The following is a 14,464-nucleotide window of genomic DNA, read 5'->3' as shown; positions in this document are numbered from 1 at the left end:
GATCCGCTCCGACTCAGCATGCGTCCAACGCGCGGTTCACCAGGGACTCCAGTTCGTCCAGGTCGAGGGAGTCGAGGTCGATCTCGTCGGCCCCGGTCTCGCTCCCGGTTCCGCTTCCGGCGGGCGGAGCCGTCTCGCGATCCAGATACGCGGCGAGATCCTCGACCGTCGGGTGCTCGAAGACCAGACTGACGGGGAAGCTGCGGTCCAGGGCCTCGTTGATGGCCGCGCGCACGCTGACCGACGCCAGGGAATCCAGCCCCTGCTCCATCAGCGGCAGCGTGGGATCCACCACATCCGCCCCGGTGAAGCTCAGCGCGTCGGTGACCGTTTCGAGGACGAAGGCGAACAGCAGGCGCCGCCGCTCCTCCGGCCCGGCCTGGGCGAGCGCCGCCGCCAGCCCGGCGGGGGCGGCGGGCGGCGGTGCCGTGGCGGGGGTGACGAGGGAGCGGAACAGATCGGCCCGCCCGCTTCCTCCGCCGCTTTGCTGGACGTAACGGTCCCAGTCGCAGGCGATGGCGCAGACATGGGGAAGCCCGGACGCCAGCGCGGCGTCGAGCGCGCGGCGCCCCTGCTCCGCCGACAGGGGCTGGATGCCCAGCCGGGCGAAGCCGGCGGCGACCCGGTCGGCCGCCGCCATGCCGGCCCCGCCCCACGGCCCCCAGCCGACCGACAGGGCGGTCCGCCCCCGCGCCCGCAGGTCGGCGGCGAGGGCGTCGAGGAAGGCGTTGGCGGCGGCGTAGTTCGCCTGGCCCGGCTGGCCGAGGATCGACGCCGCCGAGGAGAACAGCACCAGCAGATCCAGGTTTCGCGCCTTGTCCGGTTGGGCCGCCAGCCGGGCGACGGTCAGCGCCCCCTCCATCTTCGGCCGGGCCACCGCGTCGAGGCGCGCGGGCGTCAGGCCGAGGAGGGCCGAATCGTCCAGCACTCCGGCGGCGTGGATGATGCCGCGCAGGGCGGGCAGGGCGGGTTCCAGCCGTCGCCACGCCGCCTCGAAGCCGGCGGTGTCGGCGACGTCGGCGGCGAGCGGGTGCAGGACGACTCCGCGACGGCCGAGTCGGTCGGCCCGCTCCGCGTCGATTCCGCCGCTGCGGCTGGCCACCACGATGTGGCGCGCGCCGGCATCGGCCAGCCAGTCGAGCAGCACCCCGCCGAGCGCTCCCGAGCCTCCGGTGACGAGGTAGCAGGCGTCGGCGGTCAGCGGAACGCTCCGTGGCGCCGGCAGCGGCACCGTCCGCAGTGCCGGGGCGTGGCGCAGGCCGCCGCGCCACGCCGTTTCGGGCTGGCCGGTGACGGACAGCTCGTCCAGCAGCCGGCCGGCATCCGCATCCAGGGCATCCGCATCCAGGGCATCCGCGTCCGGGGCTTCGGCGGCGGGGGCGAGGTCGATGGTCCGGCAGGGCAGGGCCGGATGTTCCAGGCGCAGCACCTTGGCCAACCCCCACACCGGGGCCTGGAGCGGCTGCACCGGCCCGCCGTCGACGGGCTGCGCGCCGCGCGTCACCAGCCACAGGCCGCCCGGCCCGGCGGCCGGGGCCTCGGCGAGGATCTGGGCGATCCGCAGCGCGCTGACCGGCCCCAGATCGCGGGCGGTCTGCGGGTCGGTGCCGGCGGTGATGTCGAGGCTCCAGAGATGCAGCACCCCGACGCCCTTGCCGGCGGACAGCGCGCCGGCCTCGGCCAGGAGCGCCCGGTGCGCGGCGGGGTCGGCCGGATCGAAACCGTCCGCCCGGACCCGCAGGCACGGCACGGAGCGGGCGCCGAGCCGCCGGGCCACGGCGTCGCCGAGCCCGCCCCGGTCGGCGAGGATCACCCAGGCGCCCGGCGCCGGAGCGGTGCCGGCCCCAGGCAGCGGAGCGGCGTCCCAGTCGACGCGGTAGAGCGGGACGGGGGCGTCGGGGATGATCTGCGCGCGCCGCGCCAGCCGGCCGACGAGGCCGGCGATCTCCAGCACCGGCGTGCCGTCCTCCTCGCACAGGTGGATGTGGCCGGTGACGCCGCCGCCGTCGGCCTGCCGGGCGAAGCTTCCCCAGGCCCACAGGCTGTCCCCGCGCGGGCGGCGGTGGAAGCGCAGCGTCTCGATGCCGGACGGGATGAAGGTGTCCTCCACCTCCAGATCCACGGCGGCGACCATCAGGCCGAAGCAGGAATCGATCAGCCCCGGATGCAGCCCGTAGGCGGCGTCGGTGGCGGCGTCCAGGCCCGCCGGACGGCGCAGCCGGCAGAAGGCCTGCCCCGTCCCGCGGGCCAGCGCGGTCATCCAGCGGTACTGGGGCCCCAGCGCGATGTGGCGCTCCTCCAGCCGCTGGTGATGGCGGTCGAGATCCAGCGGTTCGGGGCAGGCGGCCACGCAGTCGGCCAGCCGGGGAGCCACCGTCGGCCCGCCGGCCGGAACGGTGGCCAGCGTTCCGGTGACGTGGCTGCGGTGGCTGCGGTCCTCGCCCAGGGAAATCAGGGTGAATCCGGCCTGTTCCGCCGCTTTCCCGCCGGCCTCCGGCCGAATTGCCAACTGCACGCGCACCCCATCGGCCGGGACCACGAGCGCCTGGACGAAGGTGACGTCGCGGATGGTGATTCCCGTGCCGGTCCGCGGCTTGGCCGCTGCATCACCGCCGACGCCCAGCAGCATCGACATGAAGCAGGCGCCGGACACCACCACCTCGCCATGGACCCGGTGATCCGCCAGCAGCGGCATCCGTGCGGTGTCGAGCCGGCCTTCGTAGAAGACGTCCGCGATCAGCGGAGACTCGAAGCGGCGGTCGAGCAGGGGGTGCGGGCGCGTCTCCTCCGCGACCGCCGGAGCGGCCTTGGGCGGATCCAGCCAGAAGCGGCGGGTCTCGAAGGGATAGGTCGGCAGCGGCAGCCGCCGCCGCCGGTAGGGGCGGTCGAAGCCGAACCAGTCGACCGTGCCGCCGCGCGCGTGGAATCGTCCGAGCGCCTCCAGCAGCGGGCGCCAGCCCTCGGCGGTCATCTCCAGGACGACGGCATTGCCGGGAACGGGAAGGGGGGCGTCGGCGGTTTCGTTGCGGACGACCGCCTCCAGCGCCGTGTCCAGCGACTGGTTGCCGAGCACCCAGGCGGCCATCGGGCCGGCGACGGAACCGCCCTCGGCCCCGTCCGTCTCCACCCCCCAACTCCGCCACAGCTCGGCGACGGCGGCGCCGAGGCTGGCGGCGGCGGCGCGGGCGAAGGCGGGGTCGTCGGGCCAGCCGGCGTCGCCATACAGGCATTCGACGAGGGCGTGCGGCATGATCCCACGCAGGATCGCGTCGCAGCGCTCCAGCGCCGCGCGGAAGGGCGGCGACGTGCGGAACAGCTCCTCCCCCAATCCGGGGCGGGCGTCGTCGCCGAAGCGGAAGACCGCCTTGACCGCGGACGCGGCCGGCGCCATGGCGGTCTGGCCGTCCGCCACCGCGTCCAGCGCCGCGCGCAGCCCTTCCAGGCTATCGAAGACGAAGGCGCGGCGGTGCTCGAACGGCTTGCGCCCACTGTTGGCGGTGAAGCACAGGTCGGCCGGATCGAGGTCGGGCCGGTCGGCCAGGGTGCGCCGGTAGGAGCGCGCCAGCGCCGCCAGGGCGGCCGGCGTCCGCGCCGACAGGGTCAGCAGGTGCAGTGGCCGGTCATCGGGAACCGGCGCCCGCTCGACCGGCGGCGCTTCCTCCAGGATGACGTGGGCGTTGGTGCCGCCGATGCCCAGCGAATTGACCCCGGCGCGGCGCGGCACTCCCGCCGGCGGCACCCACGGCAGCAGGGCCGTGTTGATGCGGAAGGGGCCGTTCTCCAGGTCGATGGCCGGGTTGGGGCGCTTGAAATGCAGGGTCGGCGGGATTTCCCGGTGATGCAGCGCCAGCACCGTCTTGATGAAGCCGACGATGCCGGACGCGATCTGGAGATGCCCGACGTTGGTCTTGACCGAGCCGAGCGCGCAGGCGTTGCGCGGGGCGCCGGGGCTGTGCAGGGCGGCGGCGAGGCTCGACACCTCGATGGGGTCGCCGAGCGCGGTTCCGGTGCCGTGGGCCTCCAGGAAGGTGATGGTTTCGGGCGGCACCGCGGCGGCGGCCAGCGCGTCGCGCACCACCCGCGTCTCGCCGGCGCCGCTGGGCGCCATGAAGCCGACCTTGACGCCGCCGTCGTTGTTGACGGCGGTGCCCTTGATCACCGCGTAGACATGGTCGCCGTCGGCCAGCGCCGCCTTCAGCGGCTTCAGCAGCACCGCCCCGACGCCGCTTCCGAAGATGGTGCCGCTGGCCTCGGCGTCGAAGGCGCGGCAATGGCCGTCGGCCGACACCAGCATTCCGTCCTGCCAGAGATGGCCGGCGGCCTGCGGGCTCTGCACCGCCGCCGCCCCGGCGAGCGCCATGGCGCAGTCGCCGCTCAGCAGGCTCTGCACCGCCGCGTGGATCACCACCAGCCCGGTCGAGCAGGCGGTCTGCACGTTCAGGCTCGGCCCCCGCAGGTCGAGTTTGTAGGAGGTGCGGGTGGCGATGTAATCCTTGTCGTTGGCGACCATCGCCTGGAATCCGCCCATGGAATCCAGGGTGAAGACGTCGATGCGGTCGCGCGGGTCGAGCTTGTCGCGGTTGGGGTGGACGTTGTTGGTGAAGTAGGTGTTCATGCTGGCGCCGGCGAAGACGCCGATGCGGCCCGGGGTGAGGAAGGGGTTGTAGCCGGCGTCTTCCAGAGCCTCCCAGGCGCAGTGCAGGAACAGCCGCTGCTGCGGATCCATCAGCTCGGCCTCGCGGGCGCCGTAGCCGAAGAAGGCGGCGTCGAAGCCGGCGGCGTCCTTCAGCACCGGGCTGGCGCGGACGTAGTCGGGGGCGGACACCGCGCCGCGGTCGAAGCCGGCGGCGACCAGCTCCTCCACCGTGAAGCGGGCGATGGATTCGCGCCCCTCGCGCAGGTTGTCCCAGAATTCGGCGACGCTGTCGGCGCCGGGGAAGCGGCAGGCCATGCCGATCACCGCGACCTCCGTCTCGCCGTCGGCCCGGCGGCGCGGGGCTTCGGCCGGCGTGGCGGCGGCGTCCGGCTCGCGCAGGAAGTCGGCCAGCGTGCGGATGGTCGGGTGCTTGAACAGGTCGACCAGCTCCAGGCCGGGGAAATGCTCCTTCAGGCGGCCGTGGACCTGGATCAGCAGGATCGAATGGCCACCGATCTCGAAGAAATTCTCGTCCGGCCCGATCTCCTGCAGGTCGAGGGCCACCTTCCAGATGCCGGCGATGACGGCGTCCTGACCGCCGCCGGCCTTGCGGGCGGGCCGAGGCGGTTGCGGGCCCGCGGCGGAGGCGGAGGCAGGCGTGACGGCCGGCAGGGCGCGGTCGCGGAACTCGCCGCGCTCGAAGCGGCGCTTCAGCTCCAGCCGCTGGATCTTGCCGATCGAGGTCTTGGGCACCTGGTCGGCGGGCAGCGGCACCAGATGGGCCGGGGCCAGGCCGGTGCGGCGGGTCAGGTGCAGCCGGATGCGCCGTCCCAGCTCCGCCCAACCGGCCGGATCGGCGTCGGTCGGGCTGAACAGCAGCACCAGCTCCTCGGTCCCGCGCGCGGCGTTCCACGCCGAGAAGGCGGCGGTGAAGGACGGCGCGACGCCCTCGATCTCCTCGGTCGCCGCCTCGACGTCGTGGGCCGGGATGTTCAGGCCGTTGATGATGATGATCTGCTTCTTGCGGCCGGTGATGTGCAGCTCGCCGCCGGCGATGTAGGCGAGATCGCCGGTGGCGAACCAGCCGCCGGGCTTCAGAGCCTCGGCGTTGGCCTCGGGATTGTCGGTGTAGCCGGCGGTCACGGACGGGCCGCGCATCTCCAGATGGCCGATCTCGCCCTCGGGAAGGACGGCGCCGTCGTCGTCGGTGACGCGGATGGCCGCCCCCGGAATCGGTGGGCCCAGTGAGACGCTGGCGGGGTTCCCGGCCAGCTCCGCCCGCGTCAGCCCGCGCGACCAGGTGATGCCCGAGCAGCTTTCCGCCATGCCGAAGGCCGGGCGCAGGGCGTTGTCCGGCAGGCCGTAGCGCTCCAGCAGCTCCAGCGCGGCGGCCGAGGTCGCCGCCGCCACCTGCTCCCCGGCGCTGACTAGGAAGCGCATGCAGGACAGGTCGAGCCGCATCCCGGCCAGCCGGTCGGCGCTGCGCCCGATCAGCGAGAAGGCGAAGTTCGGCGCCCAGGACACGCTGGCCCGGTGGCGGTCGATCAACTCCAGCCAGCGCAGCGGGTCGGTCAGGATGTGGGAGGTCGGGGCATGGACCTGCCAGCCGCCGAGCAGGGCCGGCATCACGCCCAGGAAGACGTTGGCGCCGGGATGGTCGAGCGGCATCCAGTTCAGCGTGACGTCGGCGGCGGTGAAGCCGTTGGCCTGGATGGTGCCGGCCACCATCGCCAGGATGTTGGCGTGGGTCAGCCGCACCGCCTTGGGCATGCCGGTGCTGCCCGAGGTCAGCGGCATCATCGCCGGATCGCCGGAACTCACCGGCGGCAGCCGGGTCACGGCCCCGCCATTCCACAGCGGTTCGGCCGGCAGGGCGCGGAAGCCCTCCCATCCCTGCGCCGCGGCATGGGCGGCGAGCGCGGCGGGCAGATCGCCGTCGGCCACCACCACGGGCCGCGCCAGCAGCGACCAAACGCCGTGGAGCTTGCGCAGCGCCGGAGCGTCCTCCTCGACCATCGGCGGCGGCGCCATTGGCACGGCGACGATGCCGCCCAGGAAGCAGGCCCACAGCAGCGGCAGGAGGGTGCCCACCCCCTTCACCGGCAGGATCACCCGATCCCCCTGGCCCACGCCGGCGGCGTTCAGCCCGCCGAGGATCCGCCGGGCCTCGTCCAGCAGGGTCCGGTAGGGCCGGCTGTGCGCGGCTCCGTCATCGTCCAGCCACACCAGGCCGCCATCGCCGTCCGCCGCCCGAAGAAGAACCTGCCCGACATTGTCCAGCCCGATATCGATCAGGAAGGCTCCGGCGGCGCTGGCGGGCGTCGTGTCTGGTGCTTGGTTCATTGTCCACCTGGATCTGGCAGGGATTCGGTGATGAATTCAGGCTGCGTTCTTCCGGACCGGGAAATCAGTCCACTGGAATTATCCCGCATACATAGTGGAATTCCTTCCAGCCGGCCTCCAAAGCCCGACCATATGAGTTAATCCAACAAGCTGCTGTCAAGTTGACTTTGCTGCTCACGACACTGGCGCTTGAAAAAGAATCCCGCATCTGAACCGCAGCGGGTGAACTGGTCCCGGTTTCCGTGACAATCGGACAAGTCTGGTTCGCCCGGGAAGGGGGCGGAGCCGATGACGGGGAAACGGAGGCGGTATTCGGCGGAGTTCAAGGCGAAGGTGGCGCTGGGGGCGATCCGGGGCGAGTTGACGGTGTCGCAACTGGTGGCCAAGCACGGAGTGCACCAGACGCTGATCAACGTGTGGAAGAAGCAGGCGATGGAGGGGATGGCCGGCGTGTTCTCCGGCAAGGCGGAGGCCGCCGAAACCAGCCATCAAGGGGAGGTGGAAAAGCTCCACGCGATGATCGGGCCGTTGGTGGTGGAGCGGGATTTTTTGCGCAAGGCCTCCGGTCGGTGAGCGTCGGTCGGAGGCGAGAGCTGATCGAGCCGGAGTATCCGCAGTTGTCGGTCACACGGCAATGCGAGCTGGTTTCCATCAGCCGATCCAGCGACTACGGGCCGGCCAAGGGCGAACCGGCCGCAAACCTGGAGTTGATGCGGCGGATCGACGAGCAGTTCCTGGAAACGCCCTGGTACGGCAGCCGGCAGATGACTCGCCATCTGCGCCGTCACGGCCATGAGGTCAACCGCAAGCGGGTTCGCCGCCTGATGGCGCGGATGGGGCTGCGAGCGGTCTACCAGCGTCCGAAGACGACGGTGCGGCACCCCGAGCACAAGATTTGGCCGTACTTGCTGCGCGACCTGACCATCGACCGGCCCAACCAGGTCTGGTGCGCTGACATCACCTACATCCCGATGCGCCGAGGCTTCCTGTATCTGGTGGCGGTGATGGACTGGGCAACGCGCAAGGTCCTGAGCTGGCGGCTGTCGAACACCATGGACGTCGAGTTCTGCATCGAGGCCGTGGAGGAGGCGATGGCGCGGCACGGCCGGCCGGGCATCTTCAACACCGATCAGGGCAGCCAGTTCACCAGTCCGCGTTTCACCGGCCTCTTGACCGCGGCCGGCATCCGGGTATCGATGGACGGGCGCGGCCGGTGGATGGACAACGTCTTCATCGAGCGGCTGTGGCGATCGATGAAGTACGAGTGCGTCTACCTCCACGCCTTCGAAACCGGCAGCGAGGCGAGGGCCGGGATCGGCCGGTGGATCGATTACTACAACATCGACCGTCCGCATTCCGCGCTCGGCGGCAGAACCCCGGAGGAGGCCTACCAGGGCACACCGGACCCCATCAGATTGGCGGCATGACACGGACCTGAACCAAGCTTAGAGTCTGTCTGTTTGTGTCTGAATCGGAGATGGGGATTCCCGAGGGAGCGGATGTGTGATTCAACGGGTTGACTGATTTGGGAGATCAACCCTGATGGCACGTCCGTTGTCTCTGGATCTTCGTGAGCGGATTGCGGCGGCGTTGGCGAGTGGCCTGACGACCCGCGCGGTGGCGCAGCAGTTCAGCGTCTCAGTTGCGACGGCAGTGCGGATCGGTCAGAAGCAACGTGCCGGACAAGGGCTTGAGCCGGGCAAGATGGGCGGTCATCGTCCCTTCGTGCTGGGGCCGGAGGCGGTGGATTGGCTGCGCGAGCGGCTGGCTGAGAAGGGCGACCTGACGATCCGGGCGCTGACGGCGGAGTTGGCGGAACGCGGCACAGTGGTGACGCCGGACACCGTCTGGCGATGCGTGCGCCGGTTGGGCCTCAGCTTCAAAAAAAACGCTGCTGGCCAAGGAGCAGGATGGGACGAAGCTGGCTCGCTTCCGAGCGCGCTGGAAAGCCCACCAGCATAAGATCGATCCCAAGCGCCTGGTCTTCATCGACGAGACCTGGGTGAAGACCAACATGACCCGCACCCGGGGTTGGTGTGCGCAGGGCCAGCCTTACCTCGCCAAAGTTCCCCACGGCCATTGGAAGACGCTGACTTTCCTGGCAGGCCTGCGTCACGACAGGATCGTGGCTCCTCTGGTCCTGGATGGGCCGATCAACGGGACCATGTTTACGGCCTGGGTCGAGCAATTCCTGGTGCCCACCCTGGCACCGGGCGATGTCGTCGTTCTCGACAACCTGGGCAGTCACAAAGGAGCCGCGGCGCGCAACGCCATACGGAATGTCGGCGCCCATCTGCTCTTCCTGCCGCCCTACAGTCCTGATCTCAATCCCATCGAGATGATGTTCGCAAAGCTCAAAACCTTGGTCCGGAAAGCCGAGGAAAGGACGATCGAAGCCGTATGGCGGCGCATCGGAAACCTGCTGGAGCACTTCCAGCCTCACGAGTGCGCCGCATATATCCGACATGCAGGATACGATCCTACTTAAATCAGACAGACTCTAGCAAAGCCGCAAATCTGTCCGGGAAACGGGGACCATCTCAGCCCTGGAGCAGGCGCTTCACGACCGCCGGCCGGTCAAGGGCAGCGGTCTCATTCATCACTCGGACCATGGGTCGCAATATGTTGCCATTCGCTACACCGAGCGTCTCACCGACGCCGGCGTCGAGCCGTCGGTCGGCAGCGTCGGCGACAGCTATGACAACGCCTTGGCCGAGACCATCAACGGCCTCTACAAGACCGAGGTGATCCGGCGCCGTGGGCCATGGCGCACCCTGGAGGCCGTCGAGTTCGCCACCCTGGAATGGGTCGACTGGTTCAACAACCGCCGCCTGCTCGAACCCATCGGCAATATCCCTCCCGCCGAGGCCGAAGCACGCTACTATGCCCAAGCTGAGGATGTCGCCATGGCGGCGTGACTCAACCAAATCAGCCTCCGGGAAACCCGGCGCAGTTCACGTTGATCAGCGTCTGGTGCACTCCGTGCTTGGCCACCAGCTGCGACACCGTCAGTTCACCCCGGATCGCCTCCAGCGCCACCTTCGCCTTGAACTCCGCCGAATACCGCTTCCGTTTTCCCGTCATCGGGTCCGTCCTTCTTCCTGGGCGAACCAAGCTTAGCGAATTGTCCGGGAAACGGGGACCATCTCAGTGGATCGCCGTCACCACCGACCAGTACCGCGAAACTTTCCACTTTGCCGCCGCTGGAACGCGCGCAGAGGTGCAGGCCAATCTTCAAGGCGTCAACGCCGCCGTCCACAGCATGACCAACCAACTCTCGGCAGAGGTTTCGGCGGCTTCCGTGACATCTTCACAGAGGATCGATCAGGCTGGCGGGGCGGCGGGAGTGGGGCTCTTGACCGGCTTCATCACGAATGACGAAATCTGACTGTCCTGCCGATGCCCGGCACGACATCGCCGACTGCTGCGTCGGCTTTGGGCTGATCATTCGGAGGGGAGATCGGCGATTTTTGTCCGGATTTGCCCGCCAGCATCCGCTCCCGCTATTCCGTATTTTTTCCGTACGGCCTGCTCAGATCGAGCTGGAGGGAAGCCAAGCCCTTGAAAAGATTGGAGCGGGTGAAGGGAATCGAACCCTCGTCGTAAGCTTGGGAAGCTTCTGCTCTACCATTGAGCTACACCCGCGTCGCGACTGTTTATAAGTGACGGGCCGGCCGAATTCAAGCGCTTATCTGAAGCGCCGCAATGGCGCCAGCACAGGTGGTCAAGCCTCCCGGTAGGTACGGGCGAGGCCGGCGTAGTGGCGCACGTCGAAGGCCATGAACTCGATTTCCGCCGGGGTCACCTCGCGTAGCATTTTGGCGGGGCTCCCTACCCAGAGCTGGCCCCGGCCGACCCTCTTGCGTGGCGTCACCACGGCCCCGGCCGCGACCATCGCGTCGCTCTCCACCACGGCACCATCCAGCACGATGGCGCCGATGCCGATCAGGCAACGGTCCTCCAGCGCGCAGCCGTGCAGGCGGACGCCGTGGCCGAGGATGACGTCGGCGCCGATCACCGTCGGATGTTCGTTCAGCATCACATGGATGATGGTGCCGTCCTGGATGTTGGTGCGCGGCCCGACGGTGATCGGGTTGTCGTCGCCACGCAGCACACAGCCGAACCAGACGCTGGCCTCGGCTCCGATGGTCACGTCGCCGACGATGACGGCGCCGGGTGCGATGTAGGCGTCCGGCGCGATGCGGGGAAGGATCCCCTTGAAGGGCTGGATGATCGCACCGGGATGGCGGCGGCGCAGATCGTCGAGGCTGTCGGCCCCCGTCGGAGCGGCCCCCATCGGAGCGGCGGGCATCGGGTCGGCGGGCATCGGTCTTCCTCTCGGCGCTGGCGGTCTGTCCGGTTCCGGCCGGTCCAGAGCGGTTCGGCCGCATCCTGATGCAATCGGCGGCTCCGGCCAAGCCCGCCGATGAGGACAAAGTCCGCACTTTGCAAAAGCACGGGATTATAGTTTCATACGCAACAGAATGGATCCCAAACCGTTGGGGGAACGAGGCGACGCCCGTCCTGCCGACGCTCCAACCCCGATGAGGAATCGATGACCAGCACCGTTTCCAGCGCGGCGATCTCGCAACCCGGCGATCCGCGCATCACCGCCGACAACCCGATGGGCACCGACGGCTTCGAGTTCGTCGAATATGCGTCGACGGAGCCGGAAAAGCTCGGAGCGCTGTTCAAGACGATGGGATTCAAGGCGGTCGCCCGCCATCGGTCCAAGGCGGTCACCCTCTACCGCCAGGGCGACATCAACTTCATCGTCAACGCCGAACCCGACAGCTTCGCCCGCCGCTTCGCCGAGGCGCACGGCCCCTGCGCCTGCGCCATGGCCTTCCGCGTCGCCGACGCGCGGTACGCCTTCGAGCGGGCGGTGAGCCTGGGAGCCACGCCGGTCCCCAACCCGGTCGGGCCGATGGAGCTGAACATTCCGGCCATCGAGGGCATCGGCGGCAGCCTGCTCTATTTCGTCGACCGCTACGGCGACCAGGGTTCGATCTACGACGTCGACTTCCGCTGGACCGGCGAGCGCGAGGCCCATCCCGAGGGCGTCGGGCTGCTGGCCATCGACCACCTGACCCACAACGTCCGCCGCGGCAACATGGAGACCTGGGCCGGTTTCTACGAGCGGCTCTTCAACTTCCGCCAGATCCGCTATTTCGACATCGCGGGCAAGTTCACGGGCCTGTTCTCCAAGGCACTGACCAGCCCCGACGGCAAGATCCGCATCCCGATCAACGAGAGCGCCGACGACAAGAGCCAGATCGAGGAGTATCTGCGCGACTACAAGGGCGAGGGCATCCAGCACGTCGCCTGCGAGACGAACGACATCTACGCCACCGTGGACCGGCTGGCAAAGAACGGGCTGGACTTCATGCCGGCCCCGCCCGACACCTATTACGACCGCATCGAGGACCGCCTGCCCAACCATGGCGAGCCGCTCGACCGGCTGCGCGAATACGGGCTGCTGGTCGATGGCGGCGGCGTGGTCGAGGGGGCGGAGACCAAGCTGCTGCTGCAAATCTTCTCCAAGACGGTGATCGGCCCGATCTTCTTCGAGTTCATCCAGCGCAAGGGCGACGATGGCTTCGGCGAGGGCAACTTCAAGGCGCTGTTCGAAAGCATCGAGGCCGACCAGCTCAACCGCGGCGTCATCGGTCCCGGCGCATGATCCCGCCGGCGGAGGCCGTGGAATCCGTGGAGGCTTGGCGCCGGGACCCGAACGCCCCGGCGCCGGGAACCCCGCTGGGTCCGCTCGACGCCATTCCCGACGGCGGGGTGCGGGAGTTCCGCTTCGGCGAGGGGCGACGGGTCTTCTCGCTGCTGGTCGTCCACCGGGGTGGTGAGGCCCGCGCCTACGTCAACGCCTGCCCGCATGTCTGGCTGCCGCTGACCTACCGGCACGACCGGGTGGTCAGCGGCGATGGGCGGCGGCTGATCTGCTCGAACCACGCCGCCGAGTTCGCGGTGGAGGACGGGAGTCCGCTCTCCGGCCCCGGTGCCGGCCCGGCGACACCGGATTGCCGGCTGACGGCGGTACCCGTCCATATCGACGAACGTGGCCAGCTTCGCATCGGAAATCCGGCATGACCACCAGCGCACCGACCTACCAGTCCGGCTTCGGCAACGAGTTCGCCACCGAGGCGCTGCCCGGCGCCCTGCCGGCCGGGCGCAACTCGCCGCAGCGGGCGCCCTACGGGCTCTACGCCGAGCAGCTCTCCGGCACCGCCTTCACGGCCCCCCGCGCCCGCAACCGGCGGTCCTGGCTCTACCGCATCCGACCGGCGGCGGTGCATCACCCCTTCGAGCCGCTGGAGGGGCCCCGCGGCAACGGCCGGCTGCTCAGCGTCTTCGACGCGGTGCCGGCCCCGCCCAACCAGCTCCGCTGGGATCCGCTGCCGATTCCGGAGGCGCCCGCCGACTTCCTCGACGGGCTGGTCACCATGGCCGGCAACGGCGGGCCGGAAGCGCAGACCGGCTGCGGCATCCATCTCTACGCCGCCAACCGTGGCATGACTGGCCGCTTCTTCTACGACGCCGACGGCGAACTGCTGATCGTGCCGCAGCAGGGCCGGCTGCGGCTGGCGACCGAATTCGGCGTGCTGGAGGTCGAGCCGCAGGAGATCGCGGTGATCCCGCGCGGCGTCCGTTTCCGTGTCGAACTGCCGGACGGCGCGGCGCGCGGCTATGTCTGCGAGAATTACGGCGCCCCGTTCCAGCTTCCCGACCTCGGCCCCATCGGCTCGAACGGGCTGGCCAACCCGCGCGACTTCCTGACCCCGACGGCCTGGTACGAGGACGTCGAGGGCGATTTCGAACTGGTCGCCAAGTTCCTTGGCAAGCTATGGACCGCCCGCATCGGCCATTCGCCGCTGGACGTGGTGGCGTGGCACGGCAACAACGCGCCCTACAAGTACGACTTGCGGCGCTTCAACACCATCGGCTCGATCAGCTTCGACCACCCCGACCCGTCGATCTTCCTGGTGCTGCAATCGCCCAGCGACACGGCGGGGGTGGACAACGTCGATTTCGTCATCTTCCCGCCGCGCTGGCTGGTGCAGGAGGAGACCTTCCGCCCGCCCTGGTTCCATCGCAACGTCGCCAGCGAGTTCATGGGGCTGATCGTTGGGGTCTACGACGCCAAGGAGGAGGGCTTCCTGCCCGGCGGCGCGTCTTTGCACAACTGCATGAGCGGCCATGGCCCGGACGCCGAGACCTTCGCCAAGGCGACGGCCGCCGACACCGGCAGGCCGCAGCGCATCGCCGACACCATGGCCTTCATGATCGAGACCCGCGCCGTCATCCGCCCGACCCGCCACGCGCTGGAGACGGCGCAGCTCCAGCACGAATATTACCGTTGCTGGCAGGGGCTCGAACGCCGCTTCGACCCGACGCGGCGGTGACGGGAAGCGGCGGAGGGTGAGGCGGTCGAGTGAATTAAAGATATCTTAGCGGGAATCGTCTTTTCTGCTC

General features: G+C 69.5%; 7 protein-coding genes, 1 tRNA gene and 2 pseudogenes. 6 read left to right on the top strand and 4 right to left on the bottom strand.

Features of this window, described 5'->3' with window-relative positions:
* Nucleotides 1-13: 13 nt before the first annotated feature.
* Entirely contained in the window at nt 14-6,979 is a 6,966-nt protein-coding gene (locus JN22_RS30740; protein WP_085557719.1) for a type I polyketide synthase, read from the bottom strand.
* 288 nt (nt 6,980-7,267) lie between these two features.
* On the opposite strand from JN22_RS30740, the gene JN22_RS30735 reads away from it, so the two are divergent.
* From JN22_RS30735 to JN22_RS30725, 3 genes and pseudogenes are all read left to right on the top strand, one after another.
* Nucleotides 7,268-8,406, top strand: a protein-coding gene (locus JN22_RS30735) for an IS3 family transposase (protein WP_143268911.1) whose coding sequence is annotated in 2 segments (ribosomal slippage) — nt 7,268-7,523 and nt 7,523-8,406 — 1,140 coding nt in all. Because the reading frame shifts where the segments join, the coding sequence is not laid out codon by codon here.
* Between the two features lie 115 nt (nt 8,407-8,521).
* Nucleotides 8,522-9,467 (top strand): IS630 family transposase gene (locus JN22_RS30730; RefSeq protein WP_143268068.1). Its coding sequence is split into 2 segments (ribosomal slippage): nt 8,522-8,860 and nt 8,862-9,467, totalling 945 coding nucleotides; the frame shifts between segments, so codons are not numbered across the junction.
* A 49-nt stretch (nt 9,468-9,516) separates the two neighbouring features.
* Nucleotides 9,517-9,897, top strand: a pseudogene (locus tag JN22_RS30725) (integrase core domain-containing protein); the annotation flags it as partial.
* Between the two features lie 40 nt (nt 9,898-9,937).
* On the opposite strand, the pseudogene JN22_RS30720 reads toward JN22_RS30725, so the two are convergent.
* The 3 genes and pseudogenes from JN22_RS30720 to JN22_RS30710 form a co-directional block, all read right to left on the bottom strand.
* Nucleotides 9,938-10,063 (bottom strand): annotated as a pseudogene (locus tag JN22_RS30720) (transposase); the annotation flags it as partial.
* A gap of 487 nt (nt 10,064-10,550) precedes the next feature.
* A tRNA-Gly gene (locus JN22_RS30715) sits at nt 10,551-10,624 on the bottom strand.
* A gap of 79 nt (nt 10,625-10,703) precedes the next feature.
* The gene (locus JN22_RS30710) at nt 10,704-11,306 is read right to left on the bottom strand and encodes a gamma carbonic anhydrase family protein (RefSeq protein ID WP_085557718.1); all 603 of its coding nucleotides are present in this window, start codon (nt 11,304-11,306) and stop codon (nt 10,704-10,706) included.
* A 228-nt stretch (nt 11,307-11,534) separates the two neighbouring features.
* Between JN22_RS30710 and hppD the strand changes: the two genes are divergently transcribed.
* Genes hppD through hmgA form a run of 3 tightly spaced genes read left to right on the top strand, consistent with a single transcriptional unit; the run spans nt 11,535 to nt 14,394 of the window.
* Complete coding sequence (gene hppD / locus JN22_RS30705; protein WP_085557717.1) at nt 11,535-12,662, top strand: 4-hydroxyphenylpyruvate dioxygenase; 1,128 nt, start codon at nt 11,535-11,537, stop codon at nt 12,660-12,662.
* Nucleotides 12,663-12,688: 26 nt separating this feature from the next.
* Entirely contained in the window at nt 12,689-13,081 is a 393-nt protein-coding gene (locus tag JN22_RS30700) for a Rieske (2Fe-2S) protein (protein ID WP_211099717.1), read from the top strand.
* A complete protein-coding gene (hmgA, locus tag JN22_RS30695) occupies nt 13,078-14,394 on the top strand; it encodes a homogentisate 1,2-dioxygenase (RefSeq protein ID WP_085557715.1) in 1,317 nt (438 codons plus the stop codon). The genes JN22_RS30700 and hmgA overlap by 4 nt, the downstream gene beginning before the upstream one ends.
* Nucleotides 14,395-14,464 lie beyond the last annotated feature (70 nt).

The organism is Azospirillum agricola (assembly GCF_020005195.1).
GTDB lineage: Bacteria > Pseudomonadota > Alphaproteobacteria > Azospirillales > Azospirillaceae > Azospirillum > Azospirillum agricola.
Note: the sequence above shows the minus strand (reverse complement) of the source record. Positions and strands in the feature narration are given on the sequence as shown.

Bases quoted from the DNA above. Each gene is read 5' to 3' on its own strand.
- JN22_RS30740 (WP_085557719.1), bottom strand. From the start codon at position 6,979: ATGAACCAAGCACCAGACACGACGCCCGCCAGCGCCGCCGGAGCCTTC.
- JN22_RS30710 (WP_085557718.1), bottom strand. From the start codon at position 11,306: ATGCCCGCCGACCCGATGCCCGCCGCTCCGATGGGGGCCGCTCCGACG.
- hppD (WP_085557717.1), top strand. From the start codon at position 11,535: ATGACCAGCACCGTTTCCAGCGCGGCGATCTCGCAACCCGGCGATCCG.
- hmgA (WP_085557715.1), top strand. From the start codon at position 13,078: ATGACCACCAGCGCACCGACCTACCAGTCCGGCTTCGGCAACGAGTTC.